At 43.6% G+C, this 13,701-nt stretch carries 14 protein-coding genes; 8 read left to right on the top strand and 6 right to left on the bottom strand.

The features are described from left to right. Positions 1 to 263: 263 nt before the first annotated feature. The 4 genes from rpoD to rpsU form a co-directional block, all read right to left on the bottom strand. Positions 264 to 2,117 (bottom strand): RNA polymerase sigma factor RpoD, encoded by a 1,854-nt coding sequence (gene rpoD, locus J7384_RS12335; RefSeq protein ID WP_209114456.1) that lies wholly within the window; start codon positions 2,115 to 2,117, stop codon positions 264 to 266. A 176-nt stretch (positions 2,118 to 2,293) separates the two neighbouring features. Next, the gene (gene dnaG / locus J7384_RS12330) at positions 2,294 to 4,054 is read right to left on the bottom strand and encodes a DNA primase (protein WP_209114454.1); all 1,761 of its coding nucleotides are present in this window, start codon (positions 4,052 to 4,054) and stop codon (positions 2,294 to 2,296) included. 209 nt (positions 4,055 to 4,263) lie between these two features. Beyond that, entirely contained in the window at positions 4,264 to 4,710 is a 447-nt protein-coding gene (locus J7384_RS12325; RefSeq protein WP_209114452.1) for a GatB/YqeY domain-containing protein, read from the bottom strand. A 29-nt stretch (positions 4,711 to 4,739) separates the two neighbouring features. Beyond that, complete coding sequence (gene rpsU / locus J7384_RS12320; protein WP_193022122.1) at positions 4,740 to 4,955, bottom strand: 30S ribosomal protein S21; 216 nt, start codon at positions 4,953 to 4,955, stop codon at positions 4,740 to 4,742. 247 nt (positions 4,956 to 5,202) lie between these two features. On the opposite strand from rpsU, the gene tsaD reads away from it, so the two are divergent. Continuing rightward, positions 5,203 to 6,243, top strand: a complete 1,041-nt coding sequence (gene tsaD / locus J7384_RS12315) for a tRNA (adenosine(37)-N6)-threonylcarbamoyltransferase complex transferase subunit TsaD (RefSeq protein ID WP_209114450.1) — start codon at positions 5,203 to 5,205, stop codon at positions 6,241 to 6,243. Position 6,244: 1 nt separating this feature from the next. Here the strand turns inward: tsaD and plsY are convergent, their stop codons facing one another. Continuing rightward, positions 6,245 to 6,820 carry a glycerol-3-phosphate 1-O-acyltransferase PlsY gene (gene plsY, locus J7384_RS12310; RefSeq protein WP_348523870.1) on the bottom strand — a complete coding sequence of 192 codons (576 nt, stop codon included), beginning with the start codon at positions 6,818 to 6,820 and terminating at the stop codon, positions 6,245 to 6,247. Positions 6,821 to 6,965: 145 nt separating this feature from the next. Here plsY and folB point away from each other — a divergent pair, with 145 nt between their 5' ends. From folB to csrA, 7 genes are all read left to right on the top strand, one after another. Next, a complete protein-coding gene (gene folB / locus J7384_RS12305) occupies positions 6,966 to 7,361 on the top strand; it encodes a dihydroneopterin aldolase (protein ID WP_209114448.1) in 396 nt (131 codons plus the stop codon). After that, a complete protein-coding gene (gene folK, locus J7384_RS12300) occupies positions 7,361 to 7,888 on the top strand; it encodes a 2-amino-4-hydroxy-6-hydroxymethyldihydropteridine diphosphokinase (protein WP_209114446.1) in 528 nt (175 codons plus the stop codon). The genes folB and folK overlap by 1 nt, the downstream gene beginning before the upstream one ends. Positions 7,889 to 7,977: 89 nt before the next feature. Further along, complete coding sequence (locus J7384_RS12295) at positions 7,978 to 8,802, top strand: undecaprenyl-diphosphate phosphatase (RefSeq protein ID WP_209114444.1); 825 nt, start codon at positions 7,978 to 7,980, stop codon at positions 8,800 to 8,802. 73 nt (positions 8,803 to 8,875) lie between these two features. Continuing rightward, the gene (locus tag J7384_RS12290; RefSeq protein ID WP_209114442.1) at positions 8,876 to 9,724 is read left to right on the top strand and encodes a tetratricopeptide repeat protein; all 849 of its coding nucleotides are present in this window, start codon (positions 8,876 to 8,878) and stop codon (positions 9,722 to 9,724) included. 27 nt (positions 9,725 to 9,751) lie between these two features. Then, positions 9,752 to 10,183 (top strand): recombination regulator RecX, encoded by a 432-nt coding sequence (gene recX, locus J7384_RS12285; protein WP_209114440.1) that lies wholly within the window; start codon positions 9,752 to 9,754, stop codon positions 10,181 to 10,183. Between the two features lie 160 nt (positions 10,184 to 10,343). Continuing rightward, positions 10,344 to 12,968 carry an alanine--tRNA ligase gene (gene alaS / locus J7384_RS12280; RefSeq protein WP_209114439.1) on the top strand — a complete coding sequence of 875 codons (2,625 nt, stop codon included), beginning with the start codon at positions 10,344 to 10,346 and terminating at the stop codon, positions 12,966 to 12,968. Between the two features lie 402 nt (positions 12,969 to 13,370). Next, the gene (csrA, locus tag J7384_RS12275) at positions 13,371 to 13,571 is read left to right on the top strand and encodes a carbon storage regulator CsrA (protein WP_209114437.1); all 201 of its coding nucleotides are present in this window, start codon (positions 13,371 to 13,373) and stop codon (positions 13,569 to 13,571) included. A 40-nt stretch (positions 13,572 to 13,611) separates the two neighbouring features. On the opposite strand, the gene J7384_RS12270 is transcribed toward csrA, so the two are convergent. Then, on the bottom strand, positions 13,612 to 13,701 hold a 90-nt coding region (locus J7384_RS12270), incomplete at its 5' end, for an integrase core domain-containing protein (protein WP_209114217.1).

The following is a 13,701-nucleotide window of genomic DNA, read 5'->3' as shown; positions in this document are numbered from 1 at the left end:
GCCAAGGTAAAAATCTTATCAGCGTTATCAATTGCTTATTTTATATTCGTTATTCTTGTTTAGTCGCTTTCACGGCAATATTTCTAGCAGTCATAAAACAAAAAGCCTCGCACTTGGCGAGGCTTTTATGTTCAGGATGAACGGTATAACGCGATGCCATGGATGGCAAGGAGCGTATATGTTCAGGATGAACGGTATAACGCGATGCCATGGATGGCAAGGAGCGTATATGTTCAGAATAAAGTTAACTTACAACATATTGTTTACTCACCATCTAAGAAGCTCTTAAGCTGCTCAGAACGAGAAGGGTGGCGAAGCTTGCGCAATGCTTTAGCTTCAATCTGACGAATACGCTCACGGGTTACGTCAAACTGCTTGCCCACTTCTTCAAGGGTGTGGTCGGTATTCATGTCAATACCAAAACGCATGCGCAGTACTTTTGCTTCACGGGCCGTTAAGCCAGCAAGTACTTCGTGAGTAGCGTGCTTCAAGTTTTCTGAAGTGGCTGAGTCTACTGGTAACTCACCGCTGCCATCTTCAATAAAGTCACCTAAGTGCGAATCTTCATCGTCACCAATTGGCGTTTCCATTGAAATTGGCTCTTTGGCAATTTTTAATACCTTACGGATTTTATCTTCTGGCATTACCATGCGCTCTGCCAATTCTTCTGGAGAAGGCTCACGACCCATTTCTTGTAGCATTTGACGTGAAATACGATTGAGTTTGTTAATCGTTTCAATCATGTGCACAGGAATACGGATAGTACGCGCTTGGTCGGCAATTGAGCGAGTAATTGCTTGGCGAATCCACCAAGTAGCATAAGTAGAGAACTTGTAACCACGACGGTATTCAAACTTATCAACCGCTTTCATTAGACCAATGTTACCTTCTTGAATAAGGTCTAAGAATTGTAAACCGCGGTTGGTGTACTTTTTCGCGATTGAGATAACAAGACGCAAGTTCGCTTCAACCATCTCTTTTTTGGCGCGACGAGCTTTTGCTTCACCAATTGACATACGACGGTTGATGTCTTTAATGCCGTGTACGTTTAAGTAAGTTTCTTGCTCTAAATGATTAAGTTTTTGTACGCAACGCTCAACATCTAATTCAACATCACCTAAACGCTTAGAGTATGACTCACCCGCGTTCTTTTGTGCTTCAAACCACTCTAACGAGGTTTCGTTGCCAGGGAAAATTTTGATGAAAGTCGTTTTTGGCATACCTGCGCCAACGACACAGTGTTTCATGATCAAACGCTCTTGAACACGTAAACGGTCCATTACGTCGCGCATGTTTTTCACTAGGCGGTCAAATACTTTTGGCACTAAACGGAATTCTTTGAAGACGTCTGCTAAGGCATCGATTGCTTTTTCAGCGTCGGCGTGGCCGCGACCTTTTTCATCAATAATCGCGTTAGCTGCTTCGTATGCTTCGCGCAAAGCAGTGAATTTTTCACGCGCTAACTCTGGATCTGGGCCAGTATCCTCTTCTTCTTCGTCATCGTCGCTGTCACTGTCGCTCTCTAGATCTGAATCTTCGTCTTCTAAATCTTCTTGAGAAAGCTCTGAACCAACGTGAGTGGCGGCAGCGGCAATATCGTCTTCTTCAGCGTCTGGGTCTAAAAAGCCAAGAATGATGTCGCTTAAACGACCTTCTTCTGCTTCAAAGTTGTCCCATTGCTCTAATAAGTAATTAATTGCTGGTGGATATTCAGCAACTGAACGCTGAACTTCTTTAATGCCTTCTTCAATGCGCTTGGCGATAGCGATTTCGCCCTTGCGAGTAAGAAGTTCAACAGTACCCATCTCACGCATGTACATACGCACTGGGTCAGTGGTGCGACCAATTTCACTTTCTACCGTGGCAAGTGCCTGAGCAGCAGCTTCTGCCGCGTCTTCATCGGTATTGGCCTCACTCATCATCAATTCATCAGCGTCAGGGGCGTTTTCAAATACTTGAATACCCATGTCGTTGATCATACGAATAATATCTTCAACCTGATCGGAATCAATAATATCTTGAGGAAGATGATCATTAACTTCAGCAAAAGTTAAGTAACCTTGCTCTTTACCTTTGGTAATTAGCTCTTTTAATCTAGATTGTGGGGCTTGATCCATTGACGAATGTCCACCTATATATGGCTATCAAAATTTGAACAGTAATACCAACGCAGTAAAACGAAAGATCATTTTGGCTGGCTGATACAAAGCACGAAATTCTAGCAAACTGGCGATAAAAATGCCAGCGCTAAAACGGGGGAATGTGGTTTCACCGCTTGCTGTAAGTATAGCGGCTAATTGTGATTTAGCAGGGCTTGCAATTCGCGTTTTTCGGTGGCGTTCATTTGCCCGGCACGAGCCTTTTGCAGCAGAGCTTCAGTGCGCTGTTCGATGAACTGACTAAGCAGTTTTTCTACTGTGTCTAAAAAGGTGTTTTCGGCGTTTTCAGCGAGCACGTTATGCTGCCAACACATCAGTTTTGAAAGCTGTTGACCTTCTTGGCTGCCGCGAAAGTATTCTAACAACTGAGCGCTATTGATATCTGGCTTTTGTTGGCACAGTTCAATTAACGTGTTGAGTAGTGGAATACCCGGTAATTCAAGGTGTTGTAAAATCGGCTCGTTGGGCAAGGCACTGACGACATTGGGGTAACTGAGTACTAGGGCAATGGCCAACCTGACTGGTGTCACTTTGGTTGGATTGTTAGCGGCTTTGGCTTGTTCAGTTTTACTTGGTGTTTGTTGTAGTTTTTGTCTGAGCTGTTCGCCACCGGTACCAAAGTTGTTGGCCAATTGATTAATAATACCGTCTTTTAAAATACTATCGGGTAATTTAGCCAAGTAAGGTTGAAACGAATCTATCAGTTTGGCACGCCCCTCAAGGTTATGGCTGTCTGCTTGGCCGAGTAAGTGATTGAATAAAAACTCTGATAATGGGGTTGCCGTATCGAGAATGTTCTCAAAGGCTTGTTGACCTTGCTCGCGCACCAGCGAGTCAGGATCTTCACCGTCAGGCAAAAATACGAATTTCAATGAATAACCATCGCGAATTAGTGGTAGTGCGTTTTCCATGGCACGCCATGCGGCGTCGCGGCCAGCGTTATCGCCGTCGTAACAACAAATAACTTCTTTTACCGTGCGAAACAAGGTTTGTAATTGCTCACTTGTTGTTGATGTACCAAGTGACGCAACGGCGTAATCAACGCCGTGTTGAGCAAGCGCGACAACGTCCATATAACCTTCAACTACCACAATGCGCTCTAGATTTTTATTTGCTTGTTTGGCTTCATACAAGCCGTAAAGCTCTTGGCCTTTGTGGTAAATGCGGGTTTCAGGCGAGTTTAAGTATTTCGGTTTTTCATCGCCGAGGACTCGACCACCAAAGCCTATCACTCGGCCGCGCTTGTCGCGAATAGGGAACATAATACGGCCGCGAAAACGGTCATAAGGGCGGCTTTTATCGCCTTGAATAGCCATGCCCAAGTCGACTAATTGCTGTGATGCTTGGCGGTTATTACCCAAAACAGACATTAATCCGTCCCAGCGATCACTGATGTAGCCAATGCCAAAGCGTTTAACCACTTCGCCAGTTAAGCCACGGCCCTTGAGGTAGTCAATTGCGGTTTGTTTATCGTCGGCCACTTTCAATTGCTGCTGGAAAAAACGCGATGCTTGTAGCATGAGCTCGTAGTCATCTTTGCGTTGTTGCTGGGCTTGCATTTGTTTGCGCTGCTCAGCTGGGCTTTGGTGTTTTTGTTCGCGCGGCACTTCGAGGTTATTAAGGCTAGCCAGCTCTTCAATGGCGTCGACAAAATCGAGCCTGTCGTATTCCATTAAAAACGAAATTGCGTTGCCGTGGGCACCACAGCCAAAACAGTGATAAAACTGTTTGTCTTGACTGACGGTAAACGACGGTGACTTTTCAGTGTGAAATGGGCAACAGGCTTGGTAGTTTTTACCGGCTTTTTTAAGTGGTACTTTGCTATCGACCAGCTCAACAATATCGGTACGCGATAATAAATCATCAATAAATTGTCGAGGGATTAAGCCAGCCATATAACCTATTTTTGTGAAGGAGTAATACGTTAAAGAGTGATTATTTTACATGAAAATAATTGTCTGTCAGGAAAAGTCGACGGCAATTTTTATCTAAAAAAATAAGGCCGCATTATCAAAGATAGTGCGGCCTTATGTTCAGGATGAACGGTATAGCGCGGTGTCATGGATGACAAGGAGCGCTAATTCATCCTTTTAGTAGTGATTAATTAGCTGTTTAATGCAGCTCTTACTTTACCACTTACAGCACCTAAATCAGCTTTGCCTTGCAAGGCTGGCTTTAAAATGCCCATAACTTTTCCCATATCCGCCATTGAACTGGCGCCCGTTTCGCTAATGGCATCGGCAATGTGTTGCGCAATTTCGTCATCAGTTAACGGTTGGGGTAAAAATGTTTCTAGCGCAGCAACTTCGGCAGCTTCTGCCGCAGCCATGTCTTCACGACCACCTTGTTTAAACATTTCAATCGAATCTTTGCGCTGTTTTACCATTTTGGTTAACACCGCAATAATTGCGTTATCGTCTAACTCGGTTTTATTGTCGATTTCGACTTGCTTAATCGCTGCTAACGCCATGCGAATTACGCCAAGACGATCTTTGTCTTTAGCGCGCATGGCGACTTTCATTTCATCTTTGAGTTGGTTGAGTAAACTCATACTCATCACTCAATAAGGTAAGAAAGCTATTAGTACATGCGAACGCGGCGAGCGTTCTCACGAGAAACTTTTTTAGCGTGACGCTTAACAGCGGCAGCTTTTTTACGCTTACGTTCCCAAGTTGGTTTTTCATAAGACTCGCGACGACGAACTTCTGAAAGGATACCTGCTTTTTCACATGAACGTTTGAAACGACGTAGTGCTACGTCAAATGGTTCGTTTTCTCTTACTTTAATTACTGGCATGTTGCCTCTTACCTTAATATATCTATATAAATCGGTGATAGAAATCAGCTAAATACAGCACAATTTACTGCTTTTTAACCTTATCCTCACCCGCTCTATCAAAAATGGGTGCGGCATTCTAGGCTTTAATCCTCCCTTTGTAAAGTGATATTGCAACCTAGATTAAATTAATCTGGTGAAAATAGGCATTCACGGGTAAAATCGCCGCTTCTATTTTTTATCAGTTATCAGCGGTATTTTATCCATTATGCGAATTCTCGGTATTGAAACTTCATGTGACGAAACTGGCATTGCGATTTATGACGAAGAGCAAGGCATTTTGTCACATCGTTTATATAGTCAGATTAAAGTTCATGCTGACTATGGCGGTGTTGTTCCTGAGTTGGCCTCTCGAGATCACGTTCGCAAAACTATTCCTTTGGTAAAAGAAGTATTAGCTGACGCCAAGTTAACGCCACAAGACTTAGATGGTGTCGCTTACACTGCCGGCCCGGGATTAGTTGGTGCTCTGTTAGTGGGGTGTTCAATTGGTCGCAGCTTAGCCTATGGTTGGGATTTACCCGCAGTACCTGTGCACCACATGGAAGGGCACTTACTTGCGCCAATGTTGGAAGAGACACCGCCAGAATTTCCATTTGTCGCGTTACTAGTTTCTGGTGGTCACACTATGTTGGTACGAGTGGACGGCATCGGCGAATACGAAATGCTAGGTGAGTCTGTTGATGACGCCGCCGGTGAAGCCTTTGATAAAACGGCAAAACTGCTAGGGCTCGATTATCCGGGCGGGCCTGTGTTGGCCAAAATGGCGGAGCAGGGCACTAAAGGTCGTTTTAAGTTTCCAAGACCGATGACTGACAGACCTGGTCTTGATTTTAGTTTTAGTGGTTTAAAAACCTTTGCCGCCAATACAATTCACAAAGAAGTTCATGAAGGATTGAGTGCTGAGCAGTTAGCTCAAACTCACGCTGATATTGCTTATGCCTTCCAAGAAGCAGTTGTAGATACACTATCAATAAAGTGTAAGCGGGCGCTTGAACACTGTGGTTTAAATCGTTTGGTTATTGCTGGTGGAGTGAGCGCCAATACTAGCCTGCGAGAAAAATTAGCGGTAACCGCCCAAAAACTCGGTGGCAATGTTTTTTATCCGCGTCCTGAGTTTTGCACCGACAACGGTGCAATGATTGCCTATGCCGGTATGCAGCGCTTAAAAGCAGGTGTGTTTGCCGATTTAACCTTTAAAGCAAAACCTCGTTGGCCGTTAGATACTTTGCCACCTGTTAAGAGTTAACTTACAGCTTGTTTTCGGTGCCATTGAGCAAGCGTTTAATATTCTCATGGTGCCGAAACACAATCAGCACCGACAACATTAACACTGGATAAACATAAAGTGGTTTCAACAGCCAAGTGTATAACGGTGCTAAGCTGACGGTAACAATCGCGGCGAGGCTCGAGTAGCGCGTACCTTTAGCCACTAATAACCAAGTAAGTATAAGCAGCGCCCCCAAATCTATGCCTATTGGCAACAAGACGCCAAAAGCCGTGGCTACCGCTTTACCACCATCAAAGTTGAAGAATATTGGGTACATGTGGCCTAGACAGGCGGCAACTGCTATGAGCCCTAGCGATATTGGCGTTAGACCCAAGAAATAAGCGCCCCAGACCGGAATAGTGCCTTTTAAAATATCAAAAAACAGCACACAAGCAGCCGTTGGTTTATTGCTGATACGCAAGACATTAGTCGCACCTGGGTTATTAGAACCTGTTGAGCGTGGGTCGGGTAAATTGAGCAGGCGGCAGATCACTATGGCACTAGAGATAGAGCCAATTAAATATGCAACGATGATCATTAAAACGTTTAATAACACCCTGATAATTCCGTTTATTGCTGCCTGTTGAAAAAGTCTTTCTATTGTATCGCTTAGTTATTGGCTTTTACTAGTTTTTATTACTATTGGCAGGTAAACTGCGAGCTGTTTTTTTCTTAGCGAAACAATTGGGGTCATTTTGCTAATGGATAAAGTATTTATTCGCGGCTTAAAAGTACAAACCACGATCGGATTCTACGATTGGGAAAAACAAATTAAGCAGGGGTTGGTCTTTGACCTAGAAATGGGCTGGAATATTAAACCTGCAGCACAGAACGATGAATTGGCAAAAACGCTAGACTATGCAGCTGTTTCTGAAGAAGTAAGTGTATTTGCCAATGCCAATCCCGTTGATTTACTGGAAACACTAGCTGAACGCTTAGCTAAGCACTTAATTGTTCAATACCAATTGCCTTGGCTTAAATTAACGATTCACAAACCAACCGCCGTGCACGATGCCGATAGCGTTGGGGTTCAGATAGAGCGCAGTGCTGACGATTTTGGTGTTTCGGTGTCGCCGCTTTGTGGAACAGTTAACTAATGGCACGGGTGTATTTGTCGCTTGGCAGTAATATTGACCGAGATAAACACATACTGGCTGCGATAGATGAACTTAAACACAAGTTTGGTCAGTTAACACTGTCATCTTTGTACGAGTGTCAAGCGGTCGGTTTTGAAGGCGCTGCTTTTTACAACTTAGTTGCTGCCGTTGACACTGACATGAGTTTGGAGCATGTTGCCAGTTTTTTGCGCGACCTAGAGTTTCGCTATGGCAGACCGGAAAATGCGGTTAAGTTTAGCCCGCGAACGCTCGATATCGACATCTTGTTATACGATGATTTAGTGCTAGAACAACCGGTGCAATTGCCGAGAGCTGAAATCACTAGTCGCGCATTTGTTTTACTGCCGTTAGCTGAATTAGCACCAGAGTTAGAGCATCCGGTCTTGAAAAAGTCTTATCGCGTGCTTTGGCAAGATTTTTCTCAGCGTTTAAAAACGAATGAACAGCAACAAACCAGTGATTTTATTGATCAGCAAGCGATTAAAAAAGTCCCGGCTATTTGGTGAATATAAAAGATTTTTAGCAAACATTGATACCTGTACTGATGGCGTGAAGATATTAGTACAGAGATTGAGTTAAAGGATAATGAGTTTACATGAGTACGATTGAAGTTTTACTGTTGGCGCTAATTCAAGGATTAACCGAGTTTTTGCCTATTTCTAGCTCGGCGCATCTTATTTTGCCATCGCAGCTGCTTGGCTGGGCTGACCAAGGTATGGGCTTTGATGTTGCCGTTCACGTCGGTTCGTTAGTGGCGGTATGCTCGTATTTTCGCAAAGAAATTCGCGATATTTTAGTCGCTTGGTACGCGACCTTAACGCCTAATAAAGAAGATGACGCCGCACTAACCGCAGAAGAAAAACTCAATGGTCGCCTGGCTTGGTGGATTTTGTTTGCCACTATTCCCGCTGGTTTGTTTGGCTTTTTCGGAGCGGATTTTATCGACGCTAACTTGCGTTCGGCACTGGTAATTGCCATTACTACCATTGTTTTTGGTTTACTGCTTGGCGTTGTCGATATTAAAGCTAAGCAAAATGTCTCGCTTGAAGACTTTACCTTTAAAAAGGCGATGATCATTGGCTTTGCCCAAGCGCTTGCCATTATTCCGGGGACATCGCGCTCAGGTATCACCATGACCGCTGGTCTAATGTTGGGCTTGAGCCGTGAAAACGCCGCGCGCTTCTCGTTTTTAATGTCGATTCCGACCATTGCGATGGCCGGTGGTTACATGACCTTGAAACTTATCACGGGTAGTGAAGTCGTCGATTGGACAGCAATGAGCATGGGCGCGGTATTGGCCTTTGTTAGTGCTTACGCCTGTATCCACTACTTTTTAATCTTGGTCAACAAAATCGGTATGATGCCGTTTGTCATTTATCGTTTAGTACTCGGCGCAGTATTACTTTGGTACGTGCTTTAAAATTGCGATTTTGTCCCAATATTATTGATTAGATTTCTTAAAAGTTAAATTTACAAGTTAAATGGATGGTGCCGTGAGTAGTCATACAGTTGCAATTACCCCAGAAAATTTTCAGCAAATTTTGCTCGAAGAATCAAAGCAAAAATTAGTTTTTGTTGATTTTTGGGCGGAGCAAATGCCAGAAAGTGTTGAGCTAAGAGACAAGCTTGCCGCTAAAACTGCCGGTTTCGACGATCATTTGATTTACGCCACCGTTGATTGCCAAGCGCAGCAGCAAATCGCGATGCAGTTCGGTATTCAAAGTTTACCAACGGCAGTTGTGGTTAAAGATGGTCAGCCAATCGATGGTATTGCTGGTCCGCAAACCGATGAAACCATTCAGGCGTTTTTAGACAAGCATTTGCCTAAGCCGCAAGACAATTTACTGGCGCAAGCAAAACAAGCTTTACTCGATCAAGATGCTAATCAAGCCTACAGTGCTGCGATGCAAGCTTACCAACTCGACAGTGAGCGCGCTGATATCAAATTAGTGCTTGCCGATAGTTGTTTACAAGTGGGTAAAATCGATGAGGCAGAACAGCTGCTTGGCACCATTAAAATGGTTGACCAAGACAGTGATTACCAAGCACTACTCGCTAAGCTCGAGCTGGCTAACCAAGCGGCTGATTCACCTGAAATTCAAGCGCTTGAAGCACAATATGCAGAATCACCCGATGATAAAGCGGTAGTGCAGCAATTAGCCGCGCAGTACAGCCAAGTGAATCGTCACGAAGATGCTTTGACCGTATTGTTTCGACAAGTACAAAAAGATCGCGCCGACAGCGAAAGCAAAGAGCTATTGCTCGACGTGTTAAAAGCCTTGCCCGATGGCGATGCTTTGGCGACTAAGTTTCGTCGTAAGCTTTACACGTTAATGTATTAGCAATTTAGTGTATTAGTTGAGTACCGATTGAATACTGAAGCCTTGCACCGCGCCGTTGATTTGCTGTCGCGGCGCGAACACTCAGCGAAAGAGCTGACTAATAAGCTCAAACAAAAAGACTTTAGCAGTGACGACATTGCTGAAGTCTTGCTGTATTTACAAGATAAGAATTATCAAAGTGATGCCCGTTTTGCTGAAAGTGCATGTAATAGCCGAGTTAACAAGGGCTATGGCTGGCGCTACATTCAGCAAGAGTTGAGTTTTAAAGGGGTCAGTAGCTCTGTGATTAGCGAGCTCAAAGAAAGCCTGACAATAGATTGGTATTATCAAGCTGAGCTTGCGTATAATAGGCGCTTTGGTGACAGTGAAATTAAAGATCAAAAAGATAAGGCGAAGCGCATTCGGTTTTTACAGTCGCGTGGCTTTGACTCGGATCAGATTTTCAGTTTGATTTCTTAGCAAGGTTTTCGCAATGGTTGGCATTGTGTTAACCCGCTTTGATATCGAGCAAATAAACGCGTTTATCAATGCGTTAAAATAGTCAATAAATAAGCAGATTAATAGCTATGTTGGCCGAGTAACTAGCCAACATAAATAGTTTCAAATAGTGGATTAGGTCATGATTAAAAGCAGTGCTGAAATACGCCAGGCATTTTTAGATTTTTTTGCCTCGAAGCAACATCAAAAGGTACAAAGTAGTTCTTTGGTGCCGGGTAACGATGCAACATTGTTGTTTACTAATGCTGGTATGGTGCAGTTTAAAGATGTTTTCTTGGGCGCCGAAAAACGCAGCTATACCCGTGCAACATCATCTCAGCGCTGTGTTCGCGCCGGTGGTAAGCACAACGATTTAGAAAACGTTGGCTATACTGCTCGTCATCACACCTTTTTTGAAATGCTGGGTAACTTTAGTTTTGGTGACTATTTTAAGCAAGACGCGATTACTTATGGCTGGGAATTTTTAACTCAAACCTTGGGTTTACCGGCACAAAAATTATTAGTTACTGTGTATGAGTCTGACGACGAAGCATACGACATTTGGGCAAACCAAGTCGGTGTACCTGCTGACCGTATTATTCGCATTGGCGACAAATCACCAACCAAAAAGTTTGAGTCAGATAACTTTTGGGCGATGGGTGACACAGGCCCTTGTGGTCCTTGTACTGAAATTTTCTATGATCACGGTGAGCACATTTGGGGTGGTCCTCCAGGGTCGCCAGAAGAAGACGGCGATCGCTTTATCGAAATTTGGAACTTAGTTTTTATGCAGTACAACCGTCATGCTGACGGCACGATGGAGCCATTGCCAAAACCGTCTGTTGATACTGGTATGGGCTTAGAGCGCATTGCCGCGATTATGCAAGGCGTACACAGCAACTACGAAATTGATATTTTCCAACACTTAATTGGCGAAACCGCTAAGTTGCTTGAATGTAATGATTTTGAACATAAATCACTGCGCGTAATTGCCGATCACATTCGCTCGTGTAGTTTCTTAATCGCCGATGGTGTAATGCCTTCAAATGAAGGTCGCGGGTATGTATTACGCCGTATAATTCGCCGCGCGATTCGCCACGGTCACAAGTTAGAAGCGAAAGGTCACTTCTTCCATAAATTAGTGGTTGCGCTAATTGATCAAATGGGTGAAGCCTACCCAGAATTAGTTCAGCAACAAGCCGTTATTGAAAAAATGTTGCGTATTGAAGAAGAGCAGTTTGGTCGCACGTTAGATCGCGGTATGGCTTTGCTTGAAGATATTTTAGCTAATCTTGATGGCGACACTATTTCTGGTGATGACGTATTTAAACTATACGATACTTACGGCTTCCCAGCTGATTTAACTGCTGATATTGCCCGAGAGCGTCAGCTGAGAATTGATCACAACGGTTTTGATGTTGCCATGGGCTTGCAGCGTGAGCGCGCGCAACAAGCTAGCCAATTTGGTACCGATTACAACGAGCAGTTAAAGTCAGATCAAGTCACCAAATTTTACGGTTACACCAAAGCTGAGTACACAGGTACTGTAGTTGAGCTATTTGCCGAAGGTGAACACGTTAATCAATTGAGCTCAGGTCAAAAGGGGATTGTCATTTTAGACCATACTCCTTTTTATGCTGAGTCAGGTGGTCAAGTAGGGGACACGGGATTCTTAACACTTGGTGAAAACCGTTTTGAAGTGCAAGACACTGTAAAAGTGGGTAATGCCTTTGCCCACAAAGGTATTGCACACGGTGCTATTCAGTTAAATGAAAGAGTACACGCTGAAATTGATACTGAGCGCCGCCAATCGATTATTAAAAACCACTCTGCAACACATATTTTGCACGCCGCATTGCGCAAAGTGTTAGGTGAGCATGTTACCCAGAAAGGCTCATTGGTTGATCCTGACAAGCTGCGCTTTGACTTTTCTCACTTTGAAGCGGTAACGAGTGATGAACTGCGTACTATTGAGCGTATGGTAAATGCAGAGATTCGCCGCAACGTAGTACGTGAAACCGAGTTAATGCCTATTGAAGAAGCGAAAGCCAAAGGTGCAATGGCACTGTTTGGCGAAAAGTACGACGATGAAGTTCGCGTTGTTACGTTAGGTGAATTCTCAACCGAGTTGTGTGGCGGCGTACACGTTGATCAAACGGGTGATATTGGTTTATTCAAAATCACCTCTGAACAAGGTATTGCTGCTGGTGTTCGCCGTATTGAAGCGGTAACAGGTGAAGCCGCAATTGTTTACACTGAACAGCAGGCAGATTTGATAAGTAATATTGCAGGTTTGGTGAAAACCGATAGCAACTCTGTGACTGATAAAGTTCAGCAAATGATTCATCGCAGTAAGCAGTTAGAAAAAGAAATCGAGCAATTAAAACAAAAACTCGCCTCTCAAGCTGGTTCTGACCTATTAGGTCAAGCGGTTGAAATCAACGGTACTAAGGTGCTGGTTGCCGCGCTTGAAAACGGCGAAGCCAAGGCGCTACGCGGCATGGTTGATGAGCTTAAGAATAAGATTGGCTCAGGCATTATCGTGCTAGGTTTGGCAGCTGATAGTAAAGTGAGCTTAATTGCTGGCGTGACCAAAGACTTAACTGGTGCTGTTAAAGCCGGTGAGTTAGTCAACGTTGCTGCCCAAGAAGTCGGTGGCAAAGGTGGCGGTAGACCTGACATGGCGCAAGCCGGTGGCAGCCAACCAGAAAACTTGGCTAAAGCACTTGAAACGGCGATCAGCTGGCTCAGCGAAAAGCTCGGCTAATAGCAAGTTAATATAATAATGAGCAAAAAGTGCTCATTATTATAGCTTTTGTCTAGGAAGTATTAGCAATTATTTGCTAGAATGATTGAAAGAATTAATCAAAAGCTCAGGTCTTGTTGATTAGTTTTGCTATATTAATTATATCGATAGTGTAAGGTTTGATCAGAAACCTGATATTTATTGTTTAATATAGGTCGAAAATAACAGAGTAACTAGCTGCTCGTTGTTATTTACGCTTAGCGTTGTGCTTTTATCGTCATACAAGTAATTTGACTATATTTTTGGTTAAAACTTGTCTAACGTTAAATTGATACCAAATTAGTTTAACTAGCTTAATTGGCATGGTATTTAACTGGCTTAACGATTAGTGGATCTCTCAGTTTTAAAATAAGGAATCTTGTTATGTTAATTTTAACTAGACGCGTTGGTGAAACCTTAATGATCGGTGATGATGTAACTGTTACTGTTCTTGGTGTAAAAGGTAATCAAGTGCGCATCGGTGTAAATGCCCCAAAAGAAGTTTCTGTTCACCGTGAAGAAATATACATGCGTATACAGTCTGAAAAAGGTGATGCCAACGAAAATCCTGGCAACAGCTACTAAACTGTCTGTGTTGTCCTAGTATAGGTTGACACTATTTACGCTAAAACGCTCGATGTACTTCATCGGGCGTTTTGTATTTTAAGGCCATGTGTGGCCTTCGTTGATTATAGATAACAACTGATTCCTCGAC

The sequence above is a fragment of the Endozoicomonas sp. G2_1 genome (assembly GCF_017744155.1).
Taxonomy (GTDB): domain Bacteria; phylum Pseudomonadota; class Gammaproteobacteria; order Enterobacterales; family Alteromonadaceae; genus JAGHQT01.
Note: the sequence above shows the minus strand (reverse complement) of the source record. Positions and strands in the feature narration are given on the sequence as shown.

Bases quoted from the DNA above. Each gene is read 5' to 3' on its own strand.
- rpoD (WP_209114456.1), bottom strand. From the start codon at position 2,117: ATGGATCAAGCCCCACAATCTAGATTAAAAGAGCTAATTACCAAAGGT.
- dnaG (WP_209114454.1), bottom strand. From the start codon at position 4,054: ATGGCTGGCTTAATCCCTCGACAATTTATTGATGATTTATTATCGCGT.
- J7384_RS12325 (WP_209114452.1), bottom strand. From the start codon at position 4,710: ATGAGTTTACTCAACCAACTCAAAGATGAAATGAAAGTCGCCATGCGC.
- rpsU (WP_193022122.1), bottom strand. From the start codon at position 4,955: ATGCCAGTAATTAAAGTAAGAGAAAACGAACCATTTGACGTAGCACTA.
- tsaD (WP_209114450.1), top strand. From the start codon at position 5,203: ATGCGAATTCTCGGTATTGAAACTTCATGTGACGAAACTGGCATTGCG.
- folB (WP_209114448.1), top strand. From the start codon at position 6,966: ATGGATAAAGTATTTATTCGCGGCTTAAAAGTACAAACCACGATCGGA.
- folK (WP_209114446.1), top strand. From the start codon at position 7,361: ATGGCACGGGTGTATTTGTCGCTTGGCAGTAATATTGACCGAGATAAA.
- J7384_RS12295 (WP_209114444.1), top strand. From the start codon at position 7,978: ATGAGTACGATTGAAGTTTTACTGTTGGCGCTAATTCAAGGATTAACC.
- alaS (WP_209114439.1), top strand. From the start codon at position 10,344: ATGATTAAAAGCAGTGCTGAAATACGCCAGGCATTTTTAGATTTTTTT.
- csrA (WP_209114437.1), top strand. From the start codon at position 13,371: ATGTTAATTTTAACTAGACGCGTTGGTGAAACCTTAATGATCGGTGAT.